We start from the raw sequence: 21,738 nt of genomic DNA, 5'->3' as shown, positions 1-21,738 counted from the left end.
CGCACGTCGACGGCGTCCGATCAGTCCCAGCGGGCGCCCACGTCGAGGCGCTCGCTCAGGACCGCCGCCCAGACCACGGCGGTGGCGGGCAGGCCGTCGATCCAGCCGACGGGGGCGCCCAGGTCGAGCACCGTCCCGGGCTCCCGCGTCTCGTGCACCGCCGCGGCGGCGATGACGTCGAACGCGCGGGTCCCGCCGACGGCCGCCAGCCACGCGCGCAGGTCGGCGGGTTTGCGGCGCGCGTCCACGACGGCCCAGGCCTGGTCCGGTCCGAGCTCCGCGAGCAGCGCCGCGGCGGCCGGCCAGTCCTCGCTCGGCCCGCCCACCCCGATCGCGACGATGCTCACCTGGTCGCCGTCGGCGACGCGTGCGCGGTGCCGCGAGGCGGCGGCCGGGCTGAGCAGGCGCCGTCGGTAGCCGGCCACGCCCTGCATGTCGCCCGCGAGCACGACGTCGTGCGGGTCCTGGCGGGCGCGCTCGGCGAGCTGGCCGGCCACGGCGAGCACCTGGGCGCGGTCGCCGACGACGGCGACGACCGCGCCCGGCGTGCGCAGCAGGCCCGGCGGCCGGTCCAGGCGCGCGAGCAGGTCAGACAGGGGCAGGGTCTCGTCCATCGAGCCGGGGCCGAGCAGGTGGGCGGGCACGCCGAGGGCGAGCAGTCCCCGGCGGTCCCCGCCGCCATTGCGGCCGGCCGCCTGGTGGATCGGCTCGAGCCGGACCGGGGTGACGACGGCGCCGCGGGGGGCGAACCGGGCCGCCGGAAGCGGCCGCGACGCGGGGGCGGCGGGCGCGGCTCCCGAGGCCGCCGGCGCGAGCGCGGGAGCCGCCGCCATGTCGTCGATCGACGCGAGCACGGAGGCGAACGTCTGCGCGTCGGTCGACAGGCGCGGCACCGCATCGGGGTCCGCGGCCGGCTCGACCGGGGTCGCCGCGATCCAGCCCAGCTCGGTCGGGGCCCCGCCGGGGGGCGGCCCGGCGGGGGCCGTCGGGGCGGGCGGACCGCCTGCGTCGCGCGCCTCGGCCGCGTCCGCGGCCGCGAGCAGCGCGGAGATCCCGACCGGCCCGCCCGCCACCGGCGCCGGCAGGGGCGAGCGCCGCGGGATGCGCGGGCGCCGGTCGGGCACCTCGACCGTCAGCTCGAAGTGCTCCTTCGCGAAGAACCCGGCGACGCCGCCGGTGCGCACGCGCTCGGCCTTGACCACGACCGCCCCGGGACCCATCTCGGTCCGCACCCGGTGCAGGAGGCCCGCCAGGTCCGCACCGTCAAGCAGCAATCGCGTTGGCATCGCGCACCGTCCCGACGGTCTCGATGCGCAGGCCCGAGCCGGTGACCTCGGAGTAGGAGAGCACGGGCAGGTCGGTGGTTGCGAGCACCACGAGCTGGCGCAGCGCGGTCCGCAGCGCCGGCGCGCACGTGAGCACGATCGGGAAGCCCGCAGCCTCCCCCGCGGCGACGCACGACTTCACCGATCGAAGCACGTTGTCCACCCGGGTCGGGTCGAGCATGATCTGCATCCCGCCTTCGGCGGGCCGCAGGGACTCGACGAGCTGTTGCTCGAGCGTCGGGTCGACCACGACGACGCGCAGCACGCCGCCGTGCCCGTACGGCGCCGCGAGCGCGGGCCCAAGCGCCGTGCGGGCCGCGTTCACCAGGCCGACGACGTCGGTGCTCACCTTGGCGCGCAGAGTGAGGGCCTCGTAGATCCGGCCGAGGTCGCGGACCGGCACCCGCTCGTCGAGGAGCCCGTGCAGCACGCGCTGGACCTCGCCGAGGCTGAGCAGGCCGGGGATGAGCTCGTCCACGACCGAGGGGTTGACGAGCTTGACCCCGTCGGTCAGCACCCGGACGTCCTCGCGGGTGAGCAGCCGGGACGCGTTCTGGTCGATGATCGAGCCGAGGTGCGTGATCAGCACCGACACCCGGTCGATCACCGTCGCCCCGCTCATCTCGGCGGCGTGCCGTAGCTCGGCCGGGATCCACTTGCCCGCGAGGCCGAACACCGGCTCGTTGACCGACGTCCCGGGCAGCGCATCGAGCGCGTCGCCGAGCGCGAGCATGCGCCCGACCGGCAGCTCGCCCCGGCCGACCTCGACGCCGGAGATCCGGACCGCGTACGTCGAGCGCGGCAGGTCGACGCTGTCCCGGGTGCGCACCGGCGGGACCACCACACCGAGGTCGAGGGCGACCTTGCGGCGCAGGCCACGCACGCGCGAGAGCAGGTCGCCGTCGCCGCCGCCCACGAGGTCCACGAGATCGGGCGCGAGCAGGATCTCGAGCGCGTGCACGCGCATCTGCTCGATCAGCGACTCGGGGCTGTCGGGCGACTGCGCCGCGACGGCGGCCGGCGCGACGAGCGCCGCCTCGGCCTCGACGGCGTCGCGGGCCTTGACGCGCTGACCCGCGAAGATCAGGAGCCCGCCGATGGCGACGAACGAGAGCTTGGGCAGGCCGGGGATGAGGGCGAGCCCGAGCGCGGCCACGCCAGCGATCTGCAGCGCCTGGCTCGACTGCGTGAGCTGACGGGCCGCGGCCGAGCCGAGGTCGCCGTCGGCCGTGGACCGGGTGACGATGATGCCGCTCGAGACCGAGAGCAGGAGCGCGGGGATCTGCGTGACGAGGCCGTCGCCGATGGTCAGCAGGCTGAAGTGGTTGAGCGAGTCGCCGGCGGACATGCCCATCTGCAGCATGCCGATCACGAAGCCACCGATGAGGTTGATCAGCGTGATGATGATGCCGGCGATCGCGTCGCCCTTGACGAACTTCGAGCCACCGTCCATGGCACCGTAGAAGTCCGCCTCGGCGCCGACGTCGGCGCGGCGCTGGCGCGCGGTGTTCTCGTCGATGAGCCCCGAGTTGAGGTCGGCGTCGATCGCCATCTGCTTGCCGGGCATCGCGTCCAGGGTGAACCGGGCGCCGACCTCGGCCACCCGGCCCGCGCCGTTGGTGATCACGACGAACTGGATGACCACGAGGATCATGAAGATGACGAGGCCGATCACGAGCGACCCGCCGACGACGAAGTGCCCGAACGCGTCGATGACCTCCCCTGCGTAGCCGTCGCGCAGCACGAGGCGCGTCGAGGCGACGTTGAGCCCGAGCCGGAACAGGGTCGCGACCAGCAGGAGCGACGGGAAGATCGAGAAGTCGAGCGGGCGCTTGACGTACATGCTCGTCAGCAGGATCACGAGCGACCCGACGATGTTGACGATGATCAGCAGGTCCAGCAGCGTCGCCGGGATCGGCACGACGAGCAGCAGCACGATGCCGACGACGCCGGCCGGCACCGCGAGCGCCGCGATGTTCTTGTTCTTGCCTGGCTTCGGGTTCATCGGCTCGTCCTGGTCGGGTGCGCGGGTCTGACGGGTTGCGTCGGAACGGTGTGGATGCCCTGGGCCGAACCCCGCCGGCGCAGGGACATCACGAACGCGAGGATCTTGGCGACCTGGACGAACAGGTCGGCGGGGACCTCCTCGCCGAGCTTGCACGTGGCGTTGAGCGCCCGCGCCAGGGCGACGTCAGCGATCATCGGCACGCGCTGCTTGGTGGCCTCGGCGCGGATGCGGGCGGCGACGTGCCCCGAGCCCTTCGCGATGACGCGCGGGGCGCCCTTGCCGGGCTCGTACTTCAGCGCGACCGCGACGTGCGTCGGGTTGACGAGAACGACGTCGGCGGTCGCGATGCCGGCCATCATCCGGTTCCGGCTCATCGCCATCTGCTTGGACCGGATCGCGCCCTTGAGCAGCGGGTCGCCCTCGGAGGACTTGTGCTCCTGCTTGATCTCCTCCGTGCTCATCATCGTCTGCTTCCGGTTCGTCTTCCGGATCACGAGGATGTCGAAGACCGCGAGCACGAGGCCGGCCGCGACGGCCGACCGCATCAGACCGGACACGCCGTCGGTCGCGAGGACGAGCACGGCCGTCAGCGGGAGCCCGCCGGACGAGAGCAGCATCGGCGTGATCTTCACGACGGTCACGTACAGCACCCAGCCGACGACGATCGTCTTGAGCAGCGCCTTGAGGCCCTGCCACCACGCCTGCATGCCGAGGATGCGCTTGAGCCCCGCGACCGGGTTGAACTGCTTGAAGGTCGGCTTGAGCTTCTTGGTGGAAAAGAAGATGCCGCCCTGCGCCGCCGTCGCCACGATCGCGGTGACCACGACCACGGCCAGGAGCGCCCCGAGCGTCGGCAGGATCGTCCACGAGGCGTCGAACAGCGCCTGCACCGCGAGCGCCGGGTCCGGGGTCGCGATGACCGTGCGGACGACCTGGAGCTGCTCGACCGCCGCGGCCGTCCCCGCGGTGATCAGCCCGGGCAACGTGAGCGCCGCGGCGCCCATGCCGAGCCACGCCGACAGGTCCTGCGACTTCTGCAGCGACCCGTCGTGGCGCAGCTGCTTCATGCGCTTCGGGGTCGCCTTGTGGGACTTGCTGCCCGAGTCGCCGCCGCTCATCGGGCCACCTCGAGGACTGACGTCATCGCGCCGTCGACCAGCGTGGAGACCAGCTGGGGCAGCGCAAGGAACGCGGTCCCCGCGAGCAGCAGCGTCATCAGGATCTTCAGCGGGAAGCCGAGCGCGAAGGCGTTGAGCGCGGGGGCGACGCGCGTGAGGAGCCCGAGGCCGACGTCGGCGAGGAACAGCACGACGACGAGCGGCCCGGCGACCTGCAGCGCGGCGAGGAACATCTCGGTCAGGCCTGCGGCGCTCGTGGCGGCCATCGCCGCGAGGTCGAGCGGCATGCCGAGCGGCAGCACGTCGAACGTGCGGACGATCCCGATGAGCACCACCTGGTACCCGTCCGAGGCGAACAGCAGCACGAGCGCGGTGAACTGGTACAGGCGCGCGAAGGTCGCGCTGTTCGTCAGCATCATCGGGTCGTAGGCCGCGTTCATCTGGAACCCGCCGAACATGTCGATGAGCCCCCCGGCGGCCTGCACGACCGACAGCGCCATCGCGACCAGGAAGCCGAGCGCCGCGCCGATGAGCACCTGCAGCAGCAGCTGGCCAGCGAAGCCCGCGACGTCGGTGGGGTCGGAGCTCGCGCTCGCTCGCGGCGCGACGATGAGGCCGATCGCCAGCGCGAGCAGGGCCTTGACCGTCCCGGGGATGCCCCGGTGCGAGAACGGCGGCGCGATGACGAGGAAGGCGGCGATCCGCACGCCGGCGAGCAGCGTGGCCTCGAGCCCGGCCCAGGGCAGCGTCAGGGTCACGGTCAGCCCCCGCTGAGCAGGGCGGGGATGCGGGTGAACAGCTCCTGGGTGAAGCTGACGGTCTCGGCGATCATCCAGTGCCCGGTGACGAGCAGGACGAAACCGACCGCGATCGCCTTCGGCACGAAGCTCAGCGTGACCTCCTGCACCTGCGTGATCGACTGCAGCAGGGAGATGGCCAGCCCGACCGCGAGGGCCGTGATCAGGACGGGCGCGCACAGCTTGGCGGCGAGCAGGAGCGCGTCGAGGCCGATGTCCAGGACGGCGTTGGTGTCCATGTCAGCCGCTCCCGTAGCTGCCGACCAGGGCCGTGACGATCAGGCCCCAGCCGTCGACCAGCACGAAGAGCAGCAGCTTGAACGGCAGCGCGATCATGGTCGGGGGCAGCATCATCATGCCCATCGCCATCAGCGACGAGGACACCACGAGGTCGATCACGAGGAACGGCACGAAAACGACGAACCCGATGATGAACGCCGACCTGAGCTCGGAGAGCATGAAGGCCGGGATGAGCGTCAGCGTCGAGACCGACTCGGGGTTCTCAGGGTTGGGCAGATCGGCGGCCCGGGTCATGAGCGCGAGGTCCTCCTCGCGGGTCTGCGCAAGCATGAAGTCACGCAGCGGGACCTGACCGACCTCGACCGCCTGCGTGAACGTCTGGCTGCCGTTCAGGTACGGCTGGAGGCCGACGTCGTTCACCTCGGTGAGCACGGGCGCCATGATGAACAGGCTGAGGAACAGCGCGAGGCCGGCGATCACCTGGTTGGGCGGCACGGACTGCGTGCCGAGGGCGTTGCGGGTGAGCGCGAGCACGACGAAGACCTTGGTGAAGCTGGTCATCATCAGCAGCAGCGCCGGCGCGACCGAGAGCACGGTCAGCGCGAGCAGGACCGTGATCGAGCTGCTCGGCGTGCCGTTGACGCCGTTGAGGTCGACCGTGACCGACGGGTCGGGGCCCGTCGGGGCGCTCGGGTCCGTCGGGGGGGTTGGCACCACGGTGGGGGCGCCGGCCACGAGGACGACGCTCGCGGACCGCAGCTCCGCCGCGCTCTCCGCGCTGGCGGACGTCGCGCCGACGAGCGCCAGGAGGGCCGTCAGCGCCAAGACGAGGAGCGCGACGCGCGACGCGCGCCGCGAGGCCTGGCAGCTCGTCACCGGCGCACGGTCCGCTGCTGGACGACGTCAACCGCCCTCCGCCAGGTGGTCGGGGACAGGATCGAGCCGTGCAGGGCGCCACGCGGCGAGCCGGCCTCGCGCGCGCTCGCCGTCGCGGCCCGCCCGGCCAGTCCGGCCAGTCCAGCCAGCCGCTCGGCGCCGGCGGCGTCGACGGCCCGCAGCGCGTCAGCGTCCGCCGGATGTACCGCGGCCCGGTCGACCGCGAGCAGCTGCAGCTCGGCGAGGTCGAGCTCCCGGCGGAGTTCGACTCCGAGCGCGTCCGGGTCCGGCCCGGCGAGGGCGCCGGGGACGACCCGGCCCGCGCCGTCGGCCGCGGGCTCGATCTCGGTGAGCACGCGCACGCCCTGGTCGCCCACGCCGAGCAGCAGCACCCGCCCGGCCACCTCGACGAGCGCGACGCTCGCGCCCTTGCCGAGCGACTGGCGCCCGATCACGGTCAGCGGCATCGACCGCTGCTTGCGGGCACCCGAGGTGCCCGCAACCCGGCGGCCGAGGTACCAGATGAGGCCGAGCACCGCCGCGAGCGAGAGCGCGACGCGCAGGCCGAGCACGAGGGAGTCCACTACTGGGCCGCCTGCTCGACCGACACGATCTCCGTGATCCGGATCCCGTAGTCCTCGTCGACGACGACGACCTCGCCGCGGGCGATGAGCCGCCCGTTGACCATGAGGTCGGCGGGCGCACCGGCGGCCCGATCGAGCTCCAGCACCGAGCCAGGAACGAGCTCGAGGACCTGTCGCACGGGCAGGCGGGTGCGGCCGATCTCCGCCGTGAGCGTCATCTCGACGTCGTACAGGAGGCGCAGGTCGGCGCGCTGGCGCGGGTCGCGCTGCTGGGGGACGTCGGCGCGGCTGCGGTTGCGGACCCCGAACCAGGCCTGCGGGACGCCGTCGGCCACGAGCCCGAAGGCCGCGAGGCCCTCGCCGGTCAGGTCGGCGCCCACGGGGCGGATCTCCGCGACGTCGAGCACGCCGGGCCCGAAGGCGCTCGCGGCGGCCTCGAGCGCGGGGCGCAGCGCGTCCGCGAGCGAGATCGGGGTCGCGCCGCTGTCGGCGAGCGCGTCGGCGACGGCCTGCTCGGCGACGAGGATGAGCTCGACGCTGGTCGCGCCCACGAACGTCGCGACCACGGCCGACGCGCCGGCGGCGGGGCCGCGGGCGGGGTCCATTGGCGCGACCGCGAGCGGGACGGTCGACGGCAGCAGCCCGACGAGCAGGTCGGCGGCGGCGCGGGCCTGCGGGGCCGGGGCGGTGGGGGCAAACATCAGGAGGTCTCCTCGGAGGTCACGACGAGGCACGCGAGGCGCGTGCCCTGGGTCCCGGCCGCAGCCCGGGCGAGAACGACGCCGTCGACCACGACGTCGAGCGGGCGGGTGGTCGGATGGTTCAGGTGCAGGACGTCACCCACGGCGAGGCCGACGACGTCGCTGGGGCGCACGGTGATGGGGCCGAACCGGACGGCCACGGGCACCGGCGCGTGCTCGATCCCGGCGGCCAGGCGCGCCAGGGCGTCCGCGTGCGCGGCGAGCTCGGCGGCCGTGCGGCTGTCGGTGCTCTCGCGGTCCCGGAGCCCGGCGAGCAGCACGTCGGCGGGCAGCATCACCGTCGCGGTGTCTTCGAGGTCGCCCACGCGCACGGTGAAGCTCGCGATGATCACCGGCGCGGACGCCGCGACGGCCTGGACGAACTGCGGGTTGTACTGCACGGTCTTGGCGCCGACCGTGATCGGCGCGATCGCGGCGAACGCGTAGGTGAGGTCGTTGAGCGAGTGCTGCAGCAGGTCCCGGACAAGCTGGAACTCGATCTCCGTGAGCTCGCGCTCGGCGTCGCCGATCACCATCCCGGGCCCGCCGAGCAGGTAGTCGACCCAGCCCATCGTCATCGTCGACGAGATCTGGACCACGGCCGCGGCTCGGCTCGGCTCGACCGTGCACATGATCATCACGGTCTGCTGCGGGATCGAGCGGACGTACTCGTCGTACGAGCGCATCGTGACCGAGTCGATCGAGACGGTGGCCAGCGCGCGCAGGCGCGCCGTGAGCTGGTTCCCCCACTGCCGGGAGAACGTCTCGAAGGCGACCTCGAGCACGCGCGCGTGGTCGCGCACCAGGGTCATCGGCCGGCGAAAGTCGTACACCTCCGGAGCCCCAGGCTTGCCGCGACGCACACGTGCCTGCTTGGTCTCCTGGTCGGTCACGGTCCTCTGATCGGCCACCTCGCGAAGGTTGTGAGGAACTCGCCGCACGCGGCGCGACCGGGGCGGCCCCGGGCGCCTCTCGCGCGCCTACTGCGCGCCTACTGCGTGACGAAGTCGGTCAGGTAGACATCCATCACCTCTCCCTCGTATGCCTCGGACAGCTCGGCGACGAGCTCGGCCTTGAGGGCCTCACGCGTGGCGGGATCGGTGACCTCGGCGACGGTGTGCCCGGAGAAGAGGGCGATCGCGAGGTCGAGGGCCTTGGCCGGGTCCACGCCCTCGTGCTCCCCCTCGGTCAGCTGCAGGCCGAGGCCTAGGCGCAGGTAGTGGCCGTCGACGAGGTTGACGCTCACGGCGTCGACCGTGAGCACCTCGCCCGCGACCGGCGCGGGCTCGGCGGCGGGGGTGTCGGAGCCGCCGGGCTTGAGGAGGAAGAAGTAGACGGCGCCCGCGACGACGAGGAGAACCGCGACCGCGATGATCAGCACCTTCTTGCTGGGCTTGCCGAACCGCTTCTTCGGGGCCTCCGCCACGGGCTCGGGCTCTGGCTTGCCGCGCCCCGCCCGGATCCCGCCGACGGACCGCCCCGCACTGGAGACCACCCTCTGCTCGATGCTCATCGCGTACTCACTTTCCTGTTCCGGTGACCATGGAGGGCAGCAACTCGCGGACCGGCTCGGGCAGCGGGCTGTGGATGACGAGGTCGACGCGGCGGTTGGCCGTCAGCGCGTCCGCGCCGCTGTCGACGAGGGGCCGGCTCGAGCCGTAGCCGACGGCCGCGATGCGGTCGCCGGGCACAGCGTTGTTCTCGACCAGCCGGCGCAGCACCTGCGTCGCGCGGTCGGAGGACAGCTCCCAGTTGGTCGCGTACCGGCCCGAGATCGGGGTGGCGTTCGTGTGGCCCTCGATCGAGATCTGGTCGGTGATCGCCGCGAGCACGGGCCCGGCGGCGTCGATGACGGTCGTGGCGGCCGGCTTGAGCGCCGCGCTGCCCTCGTCAAAGTAGAAGTCGTTCGCGACCAGCCCGATCACCAGGCCGCGGGCGTCGATGACGTAGCGCACCTGCCCGGCCATGCCGACCGCCGCGAGGTTGGCTTCGATCTGGGCCTGCATCGCGAGCAGCCGCGTCAGCTCGTCGCGCGCCTGGGCGACCGCCTGCACCTCGCCGTCCGCGCCGGCGTCAGTCGCGGGGACGTCCGCGGGGTCGACGGCGGGGTCGACGGCGGCGGCGGGGGCGATCTGGTTCGTCTCCGGCCCCGACGGGAGGCCGGTGTCGGGGACCGTCCCGGCGCTGTCCATGAGGCCCGCCGCACCCGTGAGCACCGTGGGCGACGCGTTGCCGAAGCCCGCCGCGAGCGACCCGCGCAGCGCCTCGAACTTCGTCTGGTCGACCTGGCTCATCGCGTAGAGCACGATGAAGAGCCCGACGAGCACGGTCATCATGTCGGCGTAGCTGACCGCCCACCGCTCGTGGTTCTCGTGCTCCTCCTCGTGGACGCGGGGCTTGCGGCCCTTCTGCGCGCTCACGCCGCGGCCTTCTTCGCGGGCTTGTCGGCCTTGGCGTCCGAGGCGGGCAGCAGGCTGCGCAGGCGTTCGCCGACCAGGCGCGGGTTCGCACCGGCCTGGACCGCGAGCAGCCCCTCGACGGCGACCTCCATCTGGGTGCACTCGAGGTCCGAGAGACGCTTGATGCGCGAGGCGAGCGGGAGCCAGAGCAGGTTCGCGGTCAGCAGGCCCCACAGCGTCGCGACGAAGGCCGCCGCGATCAGCGGGCCGAGCACGTCCGGGGAGGACAGGTTCTCGAGCACGTGGACGAGGGAGACGACGGTGCCGATGATCCCGATGGTCGGGGCGTAGCCGCCCATGTCGGCGAAGTACTTGCCGACCGATCGGTCCTGGGCGCGTTTGGTCTGGATCTTGTCGTCGAGGATCATCCGCAGATCCTCGGGGTCGGTCCCGTCGATGGCGGCCTGCAGGCCGGCCTTGAGGAACGCGTCGTCGATCTCCTTGGCGGCGTCCTCGAGCGCGAGCAGGCCCTCGCGCCGGGCCCGGTCGGCGAGGCTGACCAAGGTGGCGACCGTGACCTCGGGCTCGGGCAGCTTCGCGGTGAACACCGCTGGCAGCGAGGCGAACGCGCGCTTGGCGTCCCTCAGTGTGCTGCCCGTCAGGCCGGCACCGAGGGTTCCGCCGATCACGAGCAGCATGGGCGCGGGCAGCAGCACCGACATCGGGCTGGAGCCCTCGAAGATAATCGAGGCGAGGACGGCGCCGAAGGCGATGACGACCCCGAGGATCGCAGCCGGATCCATCAGAGCCTCCGCGGGTGCAGCTGGACGGGCGGCGCGAGCGCGGACTCGGCCTGCGCCTCGTCGGCCGGGTCAGGAGCGGCCCGCAGGCCGAGGCTCTGCTGAACATCCTGCGCGCGCGCCACGAGGGCCGCGCGGTACTCGGTGATGAGCTCGATGACGTCGTGCATGGACTCCTGCACGATGTACTTGGTGCCGTCGACGAGCGTGAGGATCGTGTCCGGGGTGCTGTCGATGCGCTGGAGCAGATCGGGATTGATCGCGAACTGGGGGCCATTCAGGCGCGTCACGATAATCACAGCATTCCCCGTCCTTGGTTAGATCCATCGGGCCCATCCATGAGCCCTGTACCCACCTCATCGGCCCGTCCGGCGTCGGCATGAGCCTTCCGGGGCCGCGAACCGCTCTCGTCTGCTGACCGCGCAGCGTCCGCGCCCGGGGGGCCTCGGGCACCCCGGGATGCGGACGCTGCGCAGGTCAGGCCAGGCGACCTCAGCGCTTGAGGTTGACGAGCTCCTCGAGCAGCGAGTCGGACGTCGTGATGACGCGCGCGTTCGCCTGGAACCCGCGCTGGGCGATGATCAGGTTGGTGAACTCGGACGAGAGGTCCACGTTCGACATCTCGAGCGCGCCGTTGGCGAGCGAGCCGCGGCCGCCGGTGCCGGCCGTGCCGATCTCCGCCGCGCCGGAGTTGACGCTCGTCGTGTACATCGAGTCGCCGGTCTTCTCGAGCCCCGCCGGGTTGTTGAAGGTGGCGAGCGCGAGCTGGCCGATGGCCTGCGTGAGCCCGTTGCTGTAGGAGCCCATGAGCGTGCCGTCCGAGCTCAGCGCGAAGGACTGCAGCGTGCCGGCCTCCTGGCCGTCCTGGGTGCCGGCGGCGAGGGTGCTCAGGCTCGCGAAGCCAGTGATGGCCCCGATGTCGACGGCCACGGCGCCGAGCGCGAGCGAGGTCGGCGAGGTCAGCTTGCCCGCGGCGTCGAAGGCGAGGGGCGTCGCGGCGACCGCGGCGCTGCCGTCGGAGGCGGCGACGCTCCAGGCGCCGGCGGCCGTGTTCGAGAACGTCAGGGTGACCGTCCGGGACTGGCCGAGGTTGTCGAACACGTCGATCGTGCGGACGATGTCCGCCGCGGTCCCGTCGGCGTCGGTGGGCACGTTCCCCGTGAACGACGCCGCGGTGGACGCCTTCGCGCCCATCGCCTCGGTCGGCAGCTGGAGGTCGCTGAGCCCGCCGTTCGTGTTGATCGCCCCGTCGGTCGCGGCCCAGCCCTGGACGAACGCCCCGCTCGCCGTCACGAGGTGACCGGTCGAGTCGAAGCTGAAGCCGCCGGCGCGGGTGAACAGCGTCTGCGCGCCGCTGCGGACGGTGAAGAAGCCGTCGCCGCTGATCATCATGTCGGTGCTCACGTTGGTGAGCTGGGCGGCGCCCTGCGTGAAGTTCGTGGTGATGCCCGCGACCCGGACCCCGAGGCCGACCTGGGCCGGGTTCGTCCCGCCCGCGGCGTTGGTGCCGGCCGTTGCCGTGCTGATGACCTGCGACAGCGTGTCCTGGAACTGGGTCTGCGAGGACTTGTACCCGGTCGTGTTGACGTTGGCGATGTTGTTGCCAGACACGTCGAGCATCGTCTGGTGGGCCTTGAGGCCGCTGATGCCGGAGAAGAGCGAGCGAAGCATGGTGTTTCCCTTCGGTGGGGCGGTGCAGTCGAGAGGACGTTCGGGGCGAGCGGGTCGAGCGCGAGCTGGGCGGGGCGAGCTCGTCAGGGAGTAGTCGTGGCCGTGGTCGAGACGGTCGAGATGGAGTCGAGCGGGACCGCCTTGCCGCCGACCGTGACGGTCGGCACCGAGGCCGCGTACGAGACCGAGGTCGCGATGCCCGTGATGGTTTCGGTCCCGTTGGAGTAGCTGACGCTCTGCCCGACGAGGGCCGCGGCGGAGGCGCGCATCTGGAGCGCGAACGCCTCGCGCGAGGTCGTCGAGATCTCCGTGAGCGACTCCATCGAGGCCATCTGGGTCGTCTGGGCCATCAGGGTGTTCGAGTCCATGGGCGAGCTCGGGTCCTGGTTGCGCAGCTGCGTGACGAGCAGCTCGAGGAAGGCCTGCTTGTCCAGCGTGTTGGAGGCGGTGTCTTTCGCGGCGGCGGTGCCGGTGTACATCCCGCCACCGACGACGTCGCTCGTCAGGCTCGTCCCGGCGCTCGCCGCGGCGATGGATTCGACAGTCATGGGCGGGTCTCCTCGTCGTAACGCATCAGATCGTGATGTCCAGGCGGCGGGCGCCGGCGGCGCCCGTGCGAACGGGGGGCAGGTCGGCGGCGGAGCCGTCGGCTCCCGAGCCGGCGCGACCCTGCTGGCCGCTGCCTGCGGCGTGCGGCTCGCCGCGGGCCCTGGAGCCCTCCGACCCGGTGTGCCCGAAGCCGCCACCGGCAGGCCCCGGCTGGCGACCGTCCGAGCCGAGCGACAGGGCGGCGTTGAGGCCGACGGCGGCGAGCTCGCGGCGCAGGTCCGGCAGCGCCGCGCGCAGCGCCTCCTTGGCCTGGTCGGAGCCGCCGAGCAGCTCGATCCGCACGCCGTCGGCACCGAGGTGCGCGAGGACGCGCACCGGGCCGATGCTCTCGGGCGAGACGCGGACCACAAGCACGTGCTCCCCCGGCCCCGCCGAGCGAAGCTCGGCGATCGGGCCCGCCAGCTGCGTGGCGACCGCGCGCTCGGGCGCGACGCTCGGCAGCGGCGCGGCGGGCGTGGCGGTCGCGACGGGCGCGGCGGGCGTCGCGGGCACGAGCGACGGCGCGCCCGCGAGTGCCGCGGCGGGATCGCCGGGCGCCGCAGGGGCAACCGTCGACGTGGGGCTCCCGGTCGCGGCGGCGACCGAGGAGGGCTCGGCGGCAGCCGGCGCGGCGGCCAGCACCGGGCCGGCACCGCGGATCGCGGCCTCGTCGGTGCTCGTCGCGCCCGCGCGCAGCGCGGGCCCGGCGGCCGGCACGAGCCCGGCGACGAGCGCCGCAGCGAGCGTCGCGGGGGCGCCGGTCGGCGCGACGGCCGCCGTCGCGGTGGGCGAGGCGGTCGACTCGGCCGCGGCGGTCACGGCCGTCGACCCGGTCGAAGCGGTCAAGGCCGACGCCGGCGTCCGACCCACGGGCGCCGCGGCGCTCGCGGCGAGATACGCCCCGAAGGTCACGCCGGGGCCACCCACCGCGACAGAACGGGCGGTCTCTCCCTGGGCAGGCGCGGCGCCGTCGATCGCGGGGGCCGCGACCGGCGCGACGGCGGCCGGAACGAGGGGAGCCGGTGCGACGGCCGCGAGCGGACGCGCGGCGCCGCCGAGGGCGGGCCCGGCGCTCGGGCCCGGCAGCGAGGCGGCGGCCGGCGCGGTCGCGGCGAGCGACGTCGTCGCAGGCGCGGTCGTGGCCAGCGCGGTCGGTGTCGGAGCGGCCGGACCCGAGGCGGTGGGTGCCGGGGCAGTGACGGCCTGCGCGCTCGTCGGCACGACGGGAGCGGCCACCGGCGCGCCGGCGGCCGGCACCGCGGTGACCGTGAGCGAGCCGAGATTCGCACCGGGGAGACCCTGCTCGACGGCATTCGGCCCGATGGTCGGGTCCGTGACAGCGTCGACCACCGCGTCGTCGACCACCGCGTCGTCGACCACGGCGTGGTCGCGCGGACTCGCGTCGGCGGCCGCAGCGCGCACGTCCGCCGCATCGGCGGGCGGGCTGGCGAGCACCGCTGCGAGCACTGCCGCCGGTACCGGACGCACGTCGACCGGCACGGCCACGACGTCGGCCTCGGGCTGGGCGTCGGGTTGGGCGAACTCGGGCGGGGCAAGCTCCGGCTGGCCGCTCTCGGGTTGGGCAGGCTCGGGCTGGGCGGACTCCGGCTGGGCGAGCTCAGAGCCGAGCACGGCCGCGAACGCGGTCGAGGACGCCGCCCCGTCGCGGCGACCGCGCCCCGTCGGCGCGCCGCCCTGCTCGGCGCGGGCGGGCGCCGCCACCGCCTGCATGCTCATGCGGCCACCCGCTGGCTCATCATCGTCAGCGCGTACCGCTGGAGGTCCGCGGTCGTCGTCACGGTGGACGTGTCCGCGGTCGGGGCGCTCGCCTCGGGGAGCACCCGGCGGATGGCCGTGGGCGTCTCGAACACGTCGCGCACCGCGACGGACTTGCCGGGCTTCGGTGCGTCGATCATCCTGCCATCCCCCACGTAGATGCCGATGTGCGAGCCGCCGTCGAAGACCAGCAGGTCGCCCGCCTTCGCCTCGTCGAGCGACGCGACGGCGGTGCCGAGCTTCGCCTGGTCCTTGGCCACCCGAGGGACGTCGATGCCGAGGTCGGCCATCGCGCGCTGCACGAGCCCCGAGCAGTCGAGCCCGGTCGCCGGGTCCTCGCCGCCCCACACGTACGGGACCCCGACGTACTTCCCGGCGGCGGCGACGAGCGACGCGCCGGTCGCCGTCGTCGAGCCCGCCGTGGTGTCCCCGGTCGTCGCGGTAGCGGTCGCGCCGGTGCCCGTCAGGGCGGCCAGGGCGTCCGCGAACGACGTCGACGACTCGGTCGTCGCGGCGGCCAGCGCCGCCGCGGCCGACGCCGAGGTCGTGGCCGACGTCTGCGTCGCCCCAGTCCGTAGGGTCTGCATCGCGGCCTGGATCTCGCCGATGCGGCCCTGGATCTCGGTGATGGCCGTCATCGCTGCTCCCCCGTCGTGCTCGGTACCTGGATGCCGCGCGGACCCCGGGACGCGATCTCGTCGAGCACGATCTGCTCGAGCCGGTCGTCCTCGTGCTGCACGATCACCCGGTGCTTGTCCTCGAGCTTCTCGAGCCCGACCGACCGCGACCGGGTCGCCGACCAGGCGCTGGTGTCGAGGGTGACGCGCTCATGGGCGCCGACGACCGCCGTCGTCGCCTCCCCGAGCAGGCCGCCCAGCGCGGCGCGGCCGGCGACGGCGACACCCCACGCGCGGTGGTCGCCGTCGGGCAGGGCATGGCGGGCGAGGCTCGCGTACGTGCCGTCGCGGCGGACCTGCGTGCGGCGGAGCGCGGCGTTGGCGGCGGCGAGCCGCGCGGCGGCCTGGTCCTCCTGCAGCTTGCGCAGGCGCAGCAGGCCGGCGAGGCGGAACGCGCGCTCCATCAGGCCACCCCGAGCCGGGTGACGAGCGCGGCGAGCTGCTGCCAGGAGTCGGGCGCCGGCACCTGCTCGTCCATGCGCTGGCGCAGGAAGTGGTCGATCGCGTCGGCGTGCGCGACGGCGGCGTCCACGAGGGGGTTGGTGCCGGCCGCGTACGCGCCGACGTCGAGGAGGTCCTGGGCCTGCCGGCGCGCGGCCATGACGCGGCGCAGGACCGTCGCGAGGCGGCGCTGCTCGTCGGTCGTGACGCGCGACGCGACGCGGGAGATCGACGCGAGCGCGTCGACGCTCGGGAAGTGGCCGGCCACGGCGAGCTTGCGGTCGAGCACGATGTGCCCGTCGAGGATGGAGCGGGCGGCGTCGGCGATCGGCTCGTTGTGGTCGTCGCCGTCGACGAGCACCGTGTACAGGCCGGTGACCGAACCGGTCGGCCCCGTGCCCGCGCGCTCGAGCAGGCGCGCCAGCAGCGCGAAGGTGGACGGCGGGTACCCGCGGGTCGCGGGCGGCTCCCCGACGGAGAGGCCGATCTCGCGCTGCGCCATGGCGACGCGGGTCAGCGAGTCCATCATCAGCACGACGTCGGCGCCCTCGTCGCGGTAGGACTCCGCGATGCGCGTCGCCAGGAACGCCGAGCGCAGCCGGACGAGCGCCGGCTCGTCGGAGGTCGCGACGACGACGACGGAGCGGGCCAGCCCCTCGGGGCCGAGGTCGTCCTCGATGAACTCGCGGACCTCTCGCCCGCGCTCGCCGACGAGCGAGATGACGGTCAGCTCGGCGTCGGTGCCGCGCGCGATCATCGACAGCAGGCTCGACTTGCCGACGCCGGACCCGGCGAACAGCCCGAGCCGCTGGCCGCGGCCGACGGTGGTCAGGGTGTCCATGACCTTGACGCCGAGACTCAGGGGCGCGGTGATCCGGGCGCGGGTGAGCGCACCCGGCGCCGCGGCGTCGACCGGCACCTGGGCGGTGGACCGCAGCGGCCCCCGGCCGTCGATCGGGCGGCCGAGGCCGTCGAGGATGCGGCCGAGAAGGCCGCGGCCCACGGGGGCGGTCATCGGCCGGCCGAGGCTGCGGACGGGCGTGCCGGCGCGCAGCCCGTGCACGGCGGACAGCGGCATGCAGCGCACGACGTCGCGCGTCGTCGCGACGACCTCGGCAAGGACGGTGTCCGGCTGCTCCCCGATCTCGACGAGCCCACCGACCGCGCAGTCCAGGCCGGCAACCTCGATCGACAGGCCGACGACGGCGCGGACCGTCCCGACCCGCTCGGGCCGGGCCGCGGCGAGCGCACGGTCCCAGCGGGTCGCGGTCGCGGTCATCGTGGCCCCTCCGCGAGCGCGAGCCTGGCCCGGTCGAGCGCCGTCGCGATGCGGGCGTCGAGGAAGCCGTCGGCGAAGACGCTCACGGCGTCGCCCGGGGCTAGCGTGGCGTCGGCGACGAGCGCCACTCCCAGCGGCAGCCCGGCGAGGGCGCCGGCGGCCTCGAGCACTGCCAGGTCCGCCGGGTGCAGACGGACGGTGTGGACGCCGACCTCGACCGGAGCGCTGAGCGCACGCGCGAGCGCGGCCCGAGCGCCGTCGTCGGCGGCCGAGAGCTCGCGGCCGAGCACGGCGCGGGCGAGCTCGACGGCGCCGTCGTCGAGCTGGGCGAGCGCCGAGTCGAGCAGGGGGACGGTGCGGGCGGAGACGGCGTCCGCCGCCCGGCGCAGCACGTCGAGCGCCGCCTCGAGCGCAGCGGCCCGCCCGCGCTCGGCCGTGCGCTCCGCGTCGTCGAGCGCCTGCCGCTGGGTCGACGCGGCGACCGCCGCCGCGCGCGAACCGGCCGCCCAGCCCGCGGCCCAGCCGGCGGCGCGCGCCTGCTCGGAGCCGTGGTCGGCGTCGGCGTCGAGCACGCCGCCGACCGGGGCGGGGCGGAAGCGGGTCGCGGCCTCAGACATACTCGTCCTCGCCATCGCGGCGGATCACGATCTGGCCGGTCTCCTCGAGGTGGCGGATGCCCTGCACGATCGTCGCGCGGGCCTCCTCCACGGCCGACATGCGGGTCGGGCCGAGCAGCTCGATCTCCTCGAGGATGTTCTCGCGGGCCCGCTCGGACAGGTTGGTGAGGATCTTGTCCTTGACCTCGGGCGACGTGCCCTTGAGCGCGACCGCGAGCGAGCCACCCTCGACGGTGCGCAGCACGAGCTGCACGGCACGGTCCTCCAGCAGCACGACGTCGGTGAAGACGAACATGCGGCTGCGAACCTCCTCGGCGAGGTCCTTGTCGCGGGCCTCGAGCCCCTCGAGGATGAGCTTCTCGGTGCCCGGGTCGGCGCGGTTGATGATCTCGACGAGCGGCTGGACGCCGCCGACGGCGGAGGTCTCCTGGGTGGTCAGGACCGAGGAGGCCTTGCGCTGCAGGTTCTCGGCGACGACCGCGACGACGTCGGGGGCGGCGCGCTCCATCAGTGCGATCCGGTGGGCGACCTCGCCCTGCGTGTCGCCGGGCAGGCCGGCGAGGATCGCAGACGCGTGCTCGGGGCGCAGGTGCGCGAGCACGAGCGCGACGGTCTGGGGGTGCTCGCCGCTGAGCAGGGAGAGGACCTGGCGGGCGTCGGCGTTCTGCAAGAACTCGAACGGCTGCCCGGCCATCGTCACGGTCAGCCGGTCCATGACGAGCTTCGCGCGCTCCACGCCGAGCGAGGACTCGAGCAGCTGCTGGGCGTACCCGAGCCCGCCGCGCGCGACGAGCGTCGGCCCGACGATCGAGACGGCGTGAAACTCCTCCATGACCCCCTGGGCGAGACGCGGGTCGAGGCTCTCGAGCCGGACGATCTCGGCCGTGATCTCGTCGATCTCCGACTCCTCGAGCTTCGCCATCACGCGCGCGGCGCGTTCGCGGCCGAGCTGCATGAGCACGATCGCGGCCTTCTGCGTGCCATTGAGGGAAGCCAGCGCGGCGGCCATGGATGCCGGCGCGACCGTCGCGACCGTCATCGGGCCGCCCCGCCCACGAGCCAGCCGCGCAGCAGCTCGGCGACCTCGGCCGGCTGCGCCTCCGCGAGCTCCGAGATCTCCGCGCGCTTGATCGCGCCCTCGTCGACCTCGGGCACGGGCGCGGCCGGCAGCCCGAGGGCCTCGAGGCCGCCGAACGGCAGCAGCGGGGTCTCGTTGACCAGCTGCAGCTCGCCGAGGTCGAGCGCCTCGCGGCGGTCCTTGCGGGACTTGCGCTTGGCGGCGATGAACATGATCGCGAGCAGCAGCAGGACCCCGGCGGCGATGGCACCCTCGCGGATCAGGGACGCCTGCGCGGCGGCCTTCGCGTCGGTCGCGTCCGCGGCGAGGGCCTCCTGGGCGGCCGCGGCGGAGGTGGTGTCGAACGCCATCCGGGACACCGAGACGGTGTCGCCGCGGGTCGCGTCGATGCCCGCGGCCGCGGTGACCATGGTGGTGATGTCGGTCATGTTGAGCGCCGCGCCAGCCTGCTGGTCGACCACGACGGACACGGACTGGCGGCGGACGCTGCCCGGCGTCGTCGTGGTGGTCTCGGTGACCTTGTTGACGGCCGGGTTCAGGTTCTCGCTGCCCTTGGTGTACGAGCCCGCGTCCTCGGTGCCCGACGGCACGGCGATGTTGTTCGGGCCGAGGACTCCGGTCGCGGCGCCGGAACCCGTTCCCGTGTAGGTCTCGGTCGTGGTGGCCGACGACAGTGCCGGGACGCCTTCGGCGGCGCTGAAGGTCTCGCTCGTGACGTCGGAGTTGTCGAGGTTCAGCTCGGCGTTGACCGTGACGACGGCCTTGCCGACGCCGACGACGCGGTCGAGCATCGCCTGGACCGAGGCCGCGACGCGCGCGTCGTAGGTGGCGGTCTGCTGGTCGGCGAGTCCGCCGGCCGGCGAGCCGCCGACGGCCGAGAGCACGCGGCCCTCGGAGTCGACCACCGAGACGTCCGTGGGGGTCATGCCGGTCACCCCGGCGGAGACGAGGTGCACGATCGCCTGGACCTGCTCGGCGTCGAGCGAGACGCCGCGGGAGGTCTCGACGAAGACCGACGCCGTCGGCGCGACGGTGTCGGCGACGAACACGGTCTCCTCGGGCATCGCCAGCTTGACGCTGGCCGCCTTCACGCCGGTCATCGCGCCGATGGTCCGGGCGAGCTCGCCCTCCATCGCGCGCCGGTACGTCGTCGTCTGCTGGAACTCCGACGCCGTCATGCCCATGTCGTCGAGCAGCGAGTACCCGGCGCCGTCCGTCGAGGCGGGCAGCCCGGCCGCGGCGACCTTGAGCCGCTCGGCGTAGATCTGGTCGTTCGGGACAAGGATCGTGTTGCCGCCGTCGGTCAGCTCGTACGCGACCCCGTCGGCGTTGAGCTGGTCGACGATCGCGCTCGCGTCGGCCGCCGACAGGTCCGCGAACAGCGGGCTCATCTGCGGCTTCGCCAGGTAGCTGGACAGCGCGACGGCGCCGAGCACCACAGCGGCGACCCCGATGATGACGATGGTGCGCTGGGCGATCGTGAAGTGCGCGATGGCGGCCTTGAGCCGGCCGAAAAGGGACGTGAGCTGGGCGGGCATCAGGCCTGCATCCTCATGATCTCGGTGAACGCCTCGATGGCCTTGTTGCGCACCGCGGCGGTGAGCTGGAGCGCGGTCTTGGCCTCGGACGCCGCGATCGTGTAGTCGTGCACGTCGTCGAGGTCACCGGTCACGGCCTTGACGGCCAGGTCGCTCGACGTGGTCTGCAGGCCCTGCAGCGACTCCAACGACGAGGTCAGGACGGAGCCGAAGCCCGCGCCCGCCTCGGTCGGGGTCGCGGCGGTGGCGTAGCCGGTGCCCTGGACGCCCGTGACGGCGGTCGCAAGGCCGGAGACGGCGCCGATCGCGGCGATAGACATCAGTTCCGTCCAATCTGTAGAGCTGCCTCGTAGGTCGCCTTGGCGCGGTCCACCACGGCGGCGCTCGCCTGGTAGCCGCGCTGGGCCATGATCAGCTGGGTCATCTGGTCCGCCTGGTCGACGTCCGGGTAGCGCACGTTCCCGTCGGCGTCCGCGAGCGGGTTGTCGGGCTCGTAGACGACTCGGCCCTGCGCGCTGCCGAGCTCGACGCCGACGGCGCTGACGCCCTCGCCGCTCGCGTTGGCCTGCGCGACGACGTACTTCGCCTGGAACGCGTCCTCGGACGTGCTCGTGGCGTTGTCCATGTTGGCGAGGTTGTCCGCGACCGCGTCCAGCCACTTCTGGTGGACGGTCAGGCCCGTGCTCGCGATGCCGATCGCGCCGAAGATCGTCATCAGCTGTTCCCGAGGGCGATGCGCATCAGGGAGAACTCCTGGTCGACCGCCTGCGTCGCGAGCTGGTAGCGGAGGTTGGTGTCGACGTTCTGCAACGTCTCCGAGTCGAGGTTGACGTTGTTGCCGTTGGTGTTGGTCGGCTCGAGCGACTCGTCCTGGGTCGCGACGACCGCGCCGGTGCCGTCGGAGACCGCCGCGGCGAGCGCGTCCTCGAACTCCACGCGGCCGGCGAGGAAGTTCGGGGTGTTGATGTTCGCGACGTTGTTGGCGATGACCCGCTGGCGCAGAGCGAGGCCGTCGAGCGCGCTGCTGACCGCGTCGAACGAGACGGAATCGAACACTGAAACAACCACCTCAGGTGGGAGTCTGGCGATGTGGCCGATCCGTGGCCTACTGGGTGAGCTATCCGTGCTCGGCCTGCTCATCGGCGGGAGGCGAGGGCCGGTGAGGGGTTCGCGAGGTGGACTTTTA

Annotated in this window: 25 protein-coding genes; all 25 read right to left on the bottom strand. The window is 73.4% G+C overall.

Annotated elements, in window-relative coordinates; translation table 11 throughout:
• Positions 1-20: 20 nt before the first annotated feature.
• Entirely contained in the window at positions 21-1,286 is a 1,266-nt protein-coding gene (locus J4E96_RS02335) for a hypothetical protein (protein ID WP_227424198.1), read from the bottom strand.
• The gene (locus tag J4E96_RS02330) at positions 1,264-3,330 is read right to left on the bottom strand and encodes a flagellar biosynthesis protein FlhA (protein ID WP_227424197.1); all 2,067 of its coding nucleotides are present in this window, start codon (positions 3,328-3,330) and stop codon (positions 1,264-1,266) included. The genes J4E96_RS02335 and J4E96_RS02330 overlap by 23 nt, the downstream gene beginning before the upstream one ends.
• Entirely contained in the window at positions 3,327-4,451 is a 1,125-nt protein-coding gene (locus tag J4E96_RS02325) for an EscU/YscU/HrcU family type III secretion system export apparatus switch protein (protein WP_227424196.1), read from the bottom strand. The genes J4E96_RS02330 and J4E96_RS02325 overlap by 4 nt, the downstream gene beginning before the upstream one ends.
• Positions 4,448-5,209 carry a flagellar biosynthetic protein FliR gene (locus J4E96_RS02320; RefSeq protein ID WP_227424195.1) on the bottom strand — a complete coding sequence of 254 codons (762 nt, stop codon included), beginning with the start codon at positions 5,207-5,209 and terminating at the stop codon, positions 4,448-4,450. The genes J4E96_RS02325 and J4E96_RS02320 overlap by 4 nt, the downstream gene beginning before the upstream one ends.
• Positions 5,210-5,211: 2 nt before the next feature.
• Positions 5,212-5,487: a flagellar biosynthesis protein FliQ gene (gene fliQ, locus J4E96_RS02315; RefSeq protein WP_227424194.1), complete on the bottom strand. Its 276-nt coding sequence runs from the start codon at positions 5,485-5,487 to the stop codon at positions 5,212-5,214.
• 1 nt (position 5,488) lies between these two features.
• A complete protein-coding gene (gene fliP / locus J4E96_RS02310) occupies positions 5,489-6,364 on the bottom strand; it encodes a flagellar type III secretion system pore protein FliP (RefSeq protein ID WP_406620237.1) in 876 nt (291 codons plus the stop codon).
• Positions 6,361-6,948 carry a FliO/MopB family protein gene (locus tag J4E96_RS02305; RefSeq protein ID WP_227424193.1) on the bottom strand — a complete coding sequence of 196 codons (588 nt, stop codon included), beginning with the start codon at positions 6,946-6,948 and terminating at the stop codon, positions 6,361-6,363. The genes fliP and J4E96_RS02305 overlap by 4 nt, the downstream gene beginning before the upstream one ends.
• Complete coding sequence (gene fliN / locus J4E96_RS02300; protein ID WP_227424192.1) at positions 6,948-7,649, bottom strand: flagellar motor switch protein FliN; 702 nt, start codon at positions 7,647-7,649, stop codon at positions 6,948-6,950. The genes J4E96_RS02305 and fliN overlap by 1 nt, the downstream gene beginning before the upstream one ends.
• On the bottom strand, positions 7,649-8,599 hold the full coding sequence (locus J4E96_RS02295) for a flagellar motor switch protein FliM (RefSeq protein WP_227424191.1): 951 nt from the start codon (positions 8,597-8,599) through the stop codon (positions 7,649-7,651). Before J4E96_RS02295 ends, fliN begins: the two co-directional genes overlap by 1 nt.
• A gap of 80 nt (positions 8,600-8,679) precedes the next feature.
• Complete coding sequence (locus J4E96_RS02290; protein ID WP_227424190.1) at positions 8,680-9,201, bottom strand: flagellar basal body-associated FliL family protein; 522 nt, start codon at positions 9,199-9,201, stop codon at positions 8,680-8,682.
• A 7-nt stretch (positions 9,202-9,208) separates the two neighbouring features.
• Positions 9,209-10,108, bottom strand: coding sequence for an OmpA/MotB family protein (locus tag J4E96_RS02285; protein ID WP_227424189.1), 900 nt, complete (start codon positions 10,106-10,108; stop codon positions 9,209-9,211).
• On the bottom strand, positions 10,105-10,890 hold the full coding sequence (locus J4E96_RS02280) for a motility protein A (protein WP_227424188.1): 786 nt from the start codon (positions 10,888-10,890) through the stop codon (positions 10,105-10,107). The genes J4E96_RS02285 and J4E96_RS02280 overlap by 4 nt, the downstream gene beginning before the upstream one ends.
• The gene (locus J4E96_RS02275) at positions 10,890-11,177 is read right to left on the bottom strand and encodes a flagellar FlbD family protein (protein ID WP_319637724.1); all 288 of its coding nucleotides are present in this window, start codon (positions 11,175-11,177) and stop codon (positions 10,890-10,892) included. Before J4E96_RS02275 ends, J4E96_RS02280 begins: the two co-directional genes overlap by 1 nt.
• A 202-nt stretch (positions 11,178-11,379) precedes the next feature.
• Positions 11,380-12,558 (bottom strand): flagellar hook protein FlgE, encoded by a 1,179-nt coding sequence (locus J4E96_RS02270; protein ID WP_227424186.1) that lies wholly within the window; start codon positions 12,556-12,558, stop codon positions 11,380-11,382.
• 83 nt (positions 12,559-12,641) lie between these two features.
• A complete protein-coding gene (locus J4E96_RS02265) occupies positions 12,642-13,106 on the bottom strand; it encodes a flagellar hook assembly protein FlgD (RefSeq protein ID WP_227424185.1) in 465 nt (154 codons plus the stop codon).
• 25 nt (positions 13,107-13,131) lie between these two features.
• Entirely contained in the window at positions 13,132-14,883 is a 1,752-nt protein-coding gene (locus J4E96_RS02260) for a flagellar hook-length control protein FliK (RefSeq protein ID WP_227424184.1), read from the bottom strand.
• Positions 14,880-15,560, bottom strand: a complete 681-nt coding sequence (locus J4E96_RS02255) for a C40 family peptidase (protein WP_227424183.1) — start codon at positions 15,558-15,560, stop codon at positions 14,880-14,882. Before J4E96_RS02255 ends, J4E96_RS02260 begins: the two co-directional genes overlap by 4 nt.
• Positions 15,557-16,003, bottom strand: a complete 447-nt coding sequence (locus J4E96_RS02250; RefSeq protein ID WP_227424182.1) for a flagellar FliJ family protein — start codon at positions 16,001-16,003, stop codon at positions 15,557-15,559. The genes J4E96_RS02255 and J4E96_RS02250 overlap by 4 nt, the downstream gene beginning before the upstream one ends.
• Positions 16,003-17,319, bottom strand: coding sequence for a FliI/YscN family ATPase (locus tag J4E96_RS02245; RefSeq protein WP_227424181.1), 1,317 nt, complete (start codon positions 17,317-17,319; stop codon positions 16,003-16,005). The genes J4E96_RS02250 and J4E96_RS02245 overlap by 1 nt, the downstream gene beginning before the upstream one ends.
• Positions 17,316-17,936 carry a FliH/SctL family protein gene (locus J4E96_RS02240; protein ID WP_227424180.1) on the bottom strand — a complete coding sequence of 207 codons (621 nt, stop codon included), beginning with the start codon at positions 17,934-17,936 and terminating at the stop codon, positions 17,316-17,318. The genes J4E96_RS02245 and J4E96_RS02240 overlap by 4 nt, the downstream gene beginning before the upstream one ends.
• Entirely contained in the window at positions 17,929-18,975 is a 1,047-nt protein-coding gene (gene fliG / locus J4E96_RS02235) for a flagellar motor switch protein FliG (RefSeq protein ID WP_227424179.1), read from the bottom strand. Before fliG ends, J4E96_RS02240 begins: the two co-directional genes overlap by 8 nt.
• Positions 18,972-20,552 carry a flagellar basal-body MS-ring/collar protein FliF gene (fliF, locus tag J4E96_RS02230; RefSeq protein ID WP_227424178.1) on the bottom strand — a complete coding sequence of 527 codons (1,581 nt, stop codon included), beginning with the start codon at positions 20,550-20,552 and terminating at the stop codon, positions 18,972-18,974. Before fliF ends, fliG begins: the two co-directional genes overlap by 4 nt.
• On the bottom strand, positions 20,552-20,872 hold the full coding sequence (fliE, locus tag J4E96_RS02225) for a flagellar hook-basal body complex protein FliE (RefSeq protein ID WP_227424177.1): 321 nt from the start codon (positions 20,870-20,872) through the stop codon (positions 20,552-20,554). Before fliE ends, fliF begins: the two co-directional genes overlap by 1 nt.
• Positions 20,872-21,267, bottom strand: a complete 396-nt coding sequence (locus J4E96_RS02220; protein ID WP_227424176.1) for a flagellar basal body rod protein FlgC — start codon at positions 21,265-21,267, stop codon at positions 20,872-20,874. Before J4E96_RS02220 ends, fliE begins: the two co-directional genes overlap by 1 nt.
• The gene (gene flgB / locus J4E96_RS02215; RefSeq protein WP_227424175.1) at positions 21,267-21,608 is read right to left on the bottom strand and encodes a flagellar basal body rod protein FlgB; all 342 of its coding nucleotides are present in this window, start codon (positions 21,606-21,608) and stop codon (positions 21,267-21,269) included. The genes J4E96_RS02220 and flgB overlap by 1 nt, the downstream gene beginning before the upstream one ends.
• Positions 21,609-21,738: the final 130 nt, after the last annotated feature.

Origin of the sequence: Pengzhenrongella sicca, from assembly GCF_017569225.1 — a bacterium.
Lineage (GTDB): Bacteria > Actinomycetota > Actinomycetes > Actinomycetales > Cellulomonadaceae > Pengzhenrongella > Pengzhenrongella sicca.
Note: the sequence above shows the minus strand (reverse complement) of the source record. Positions and strands in the feature narration are given on the sequence as shown.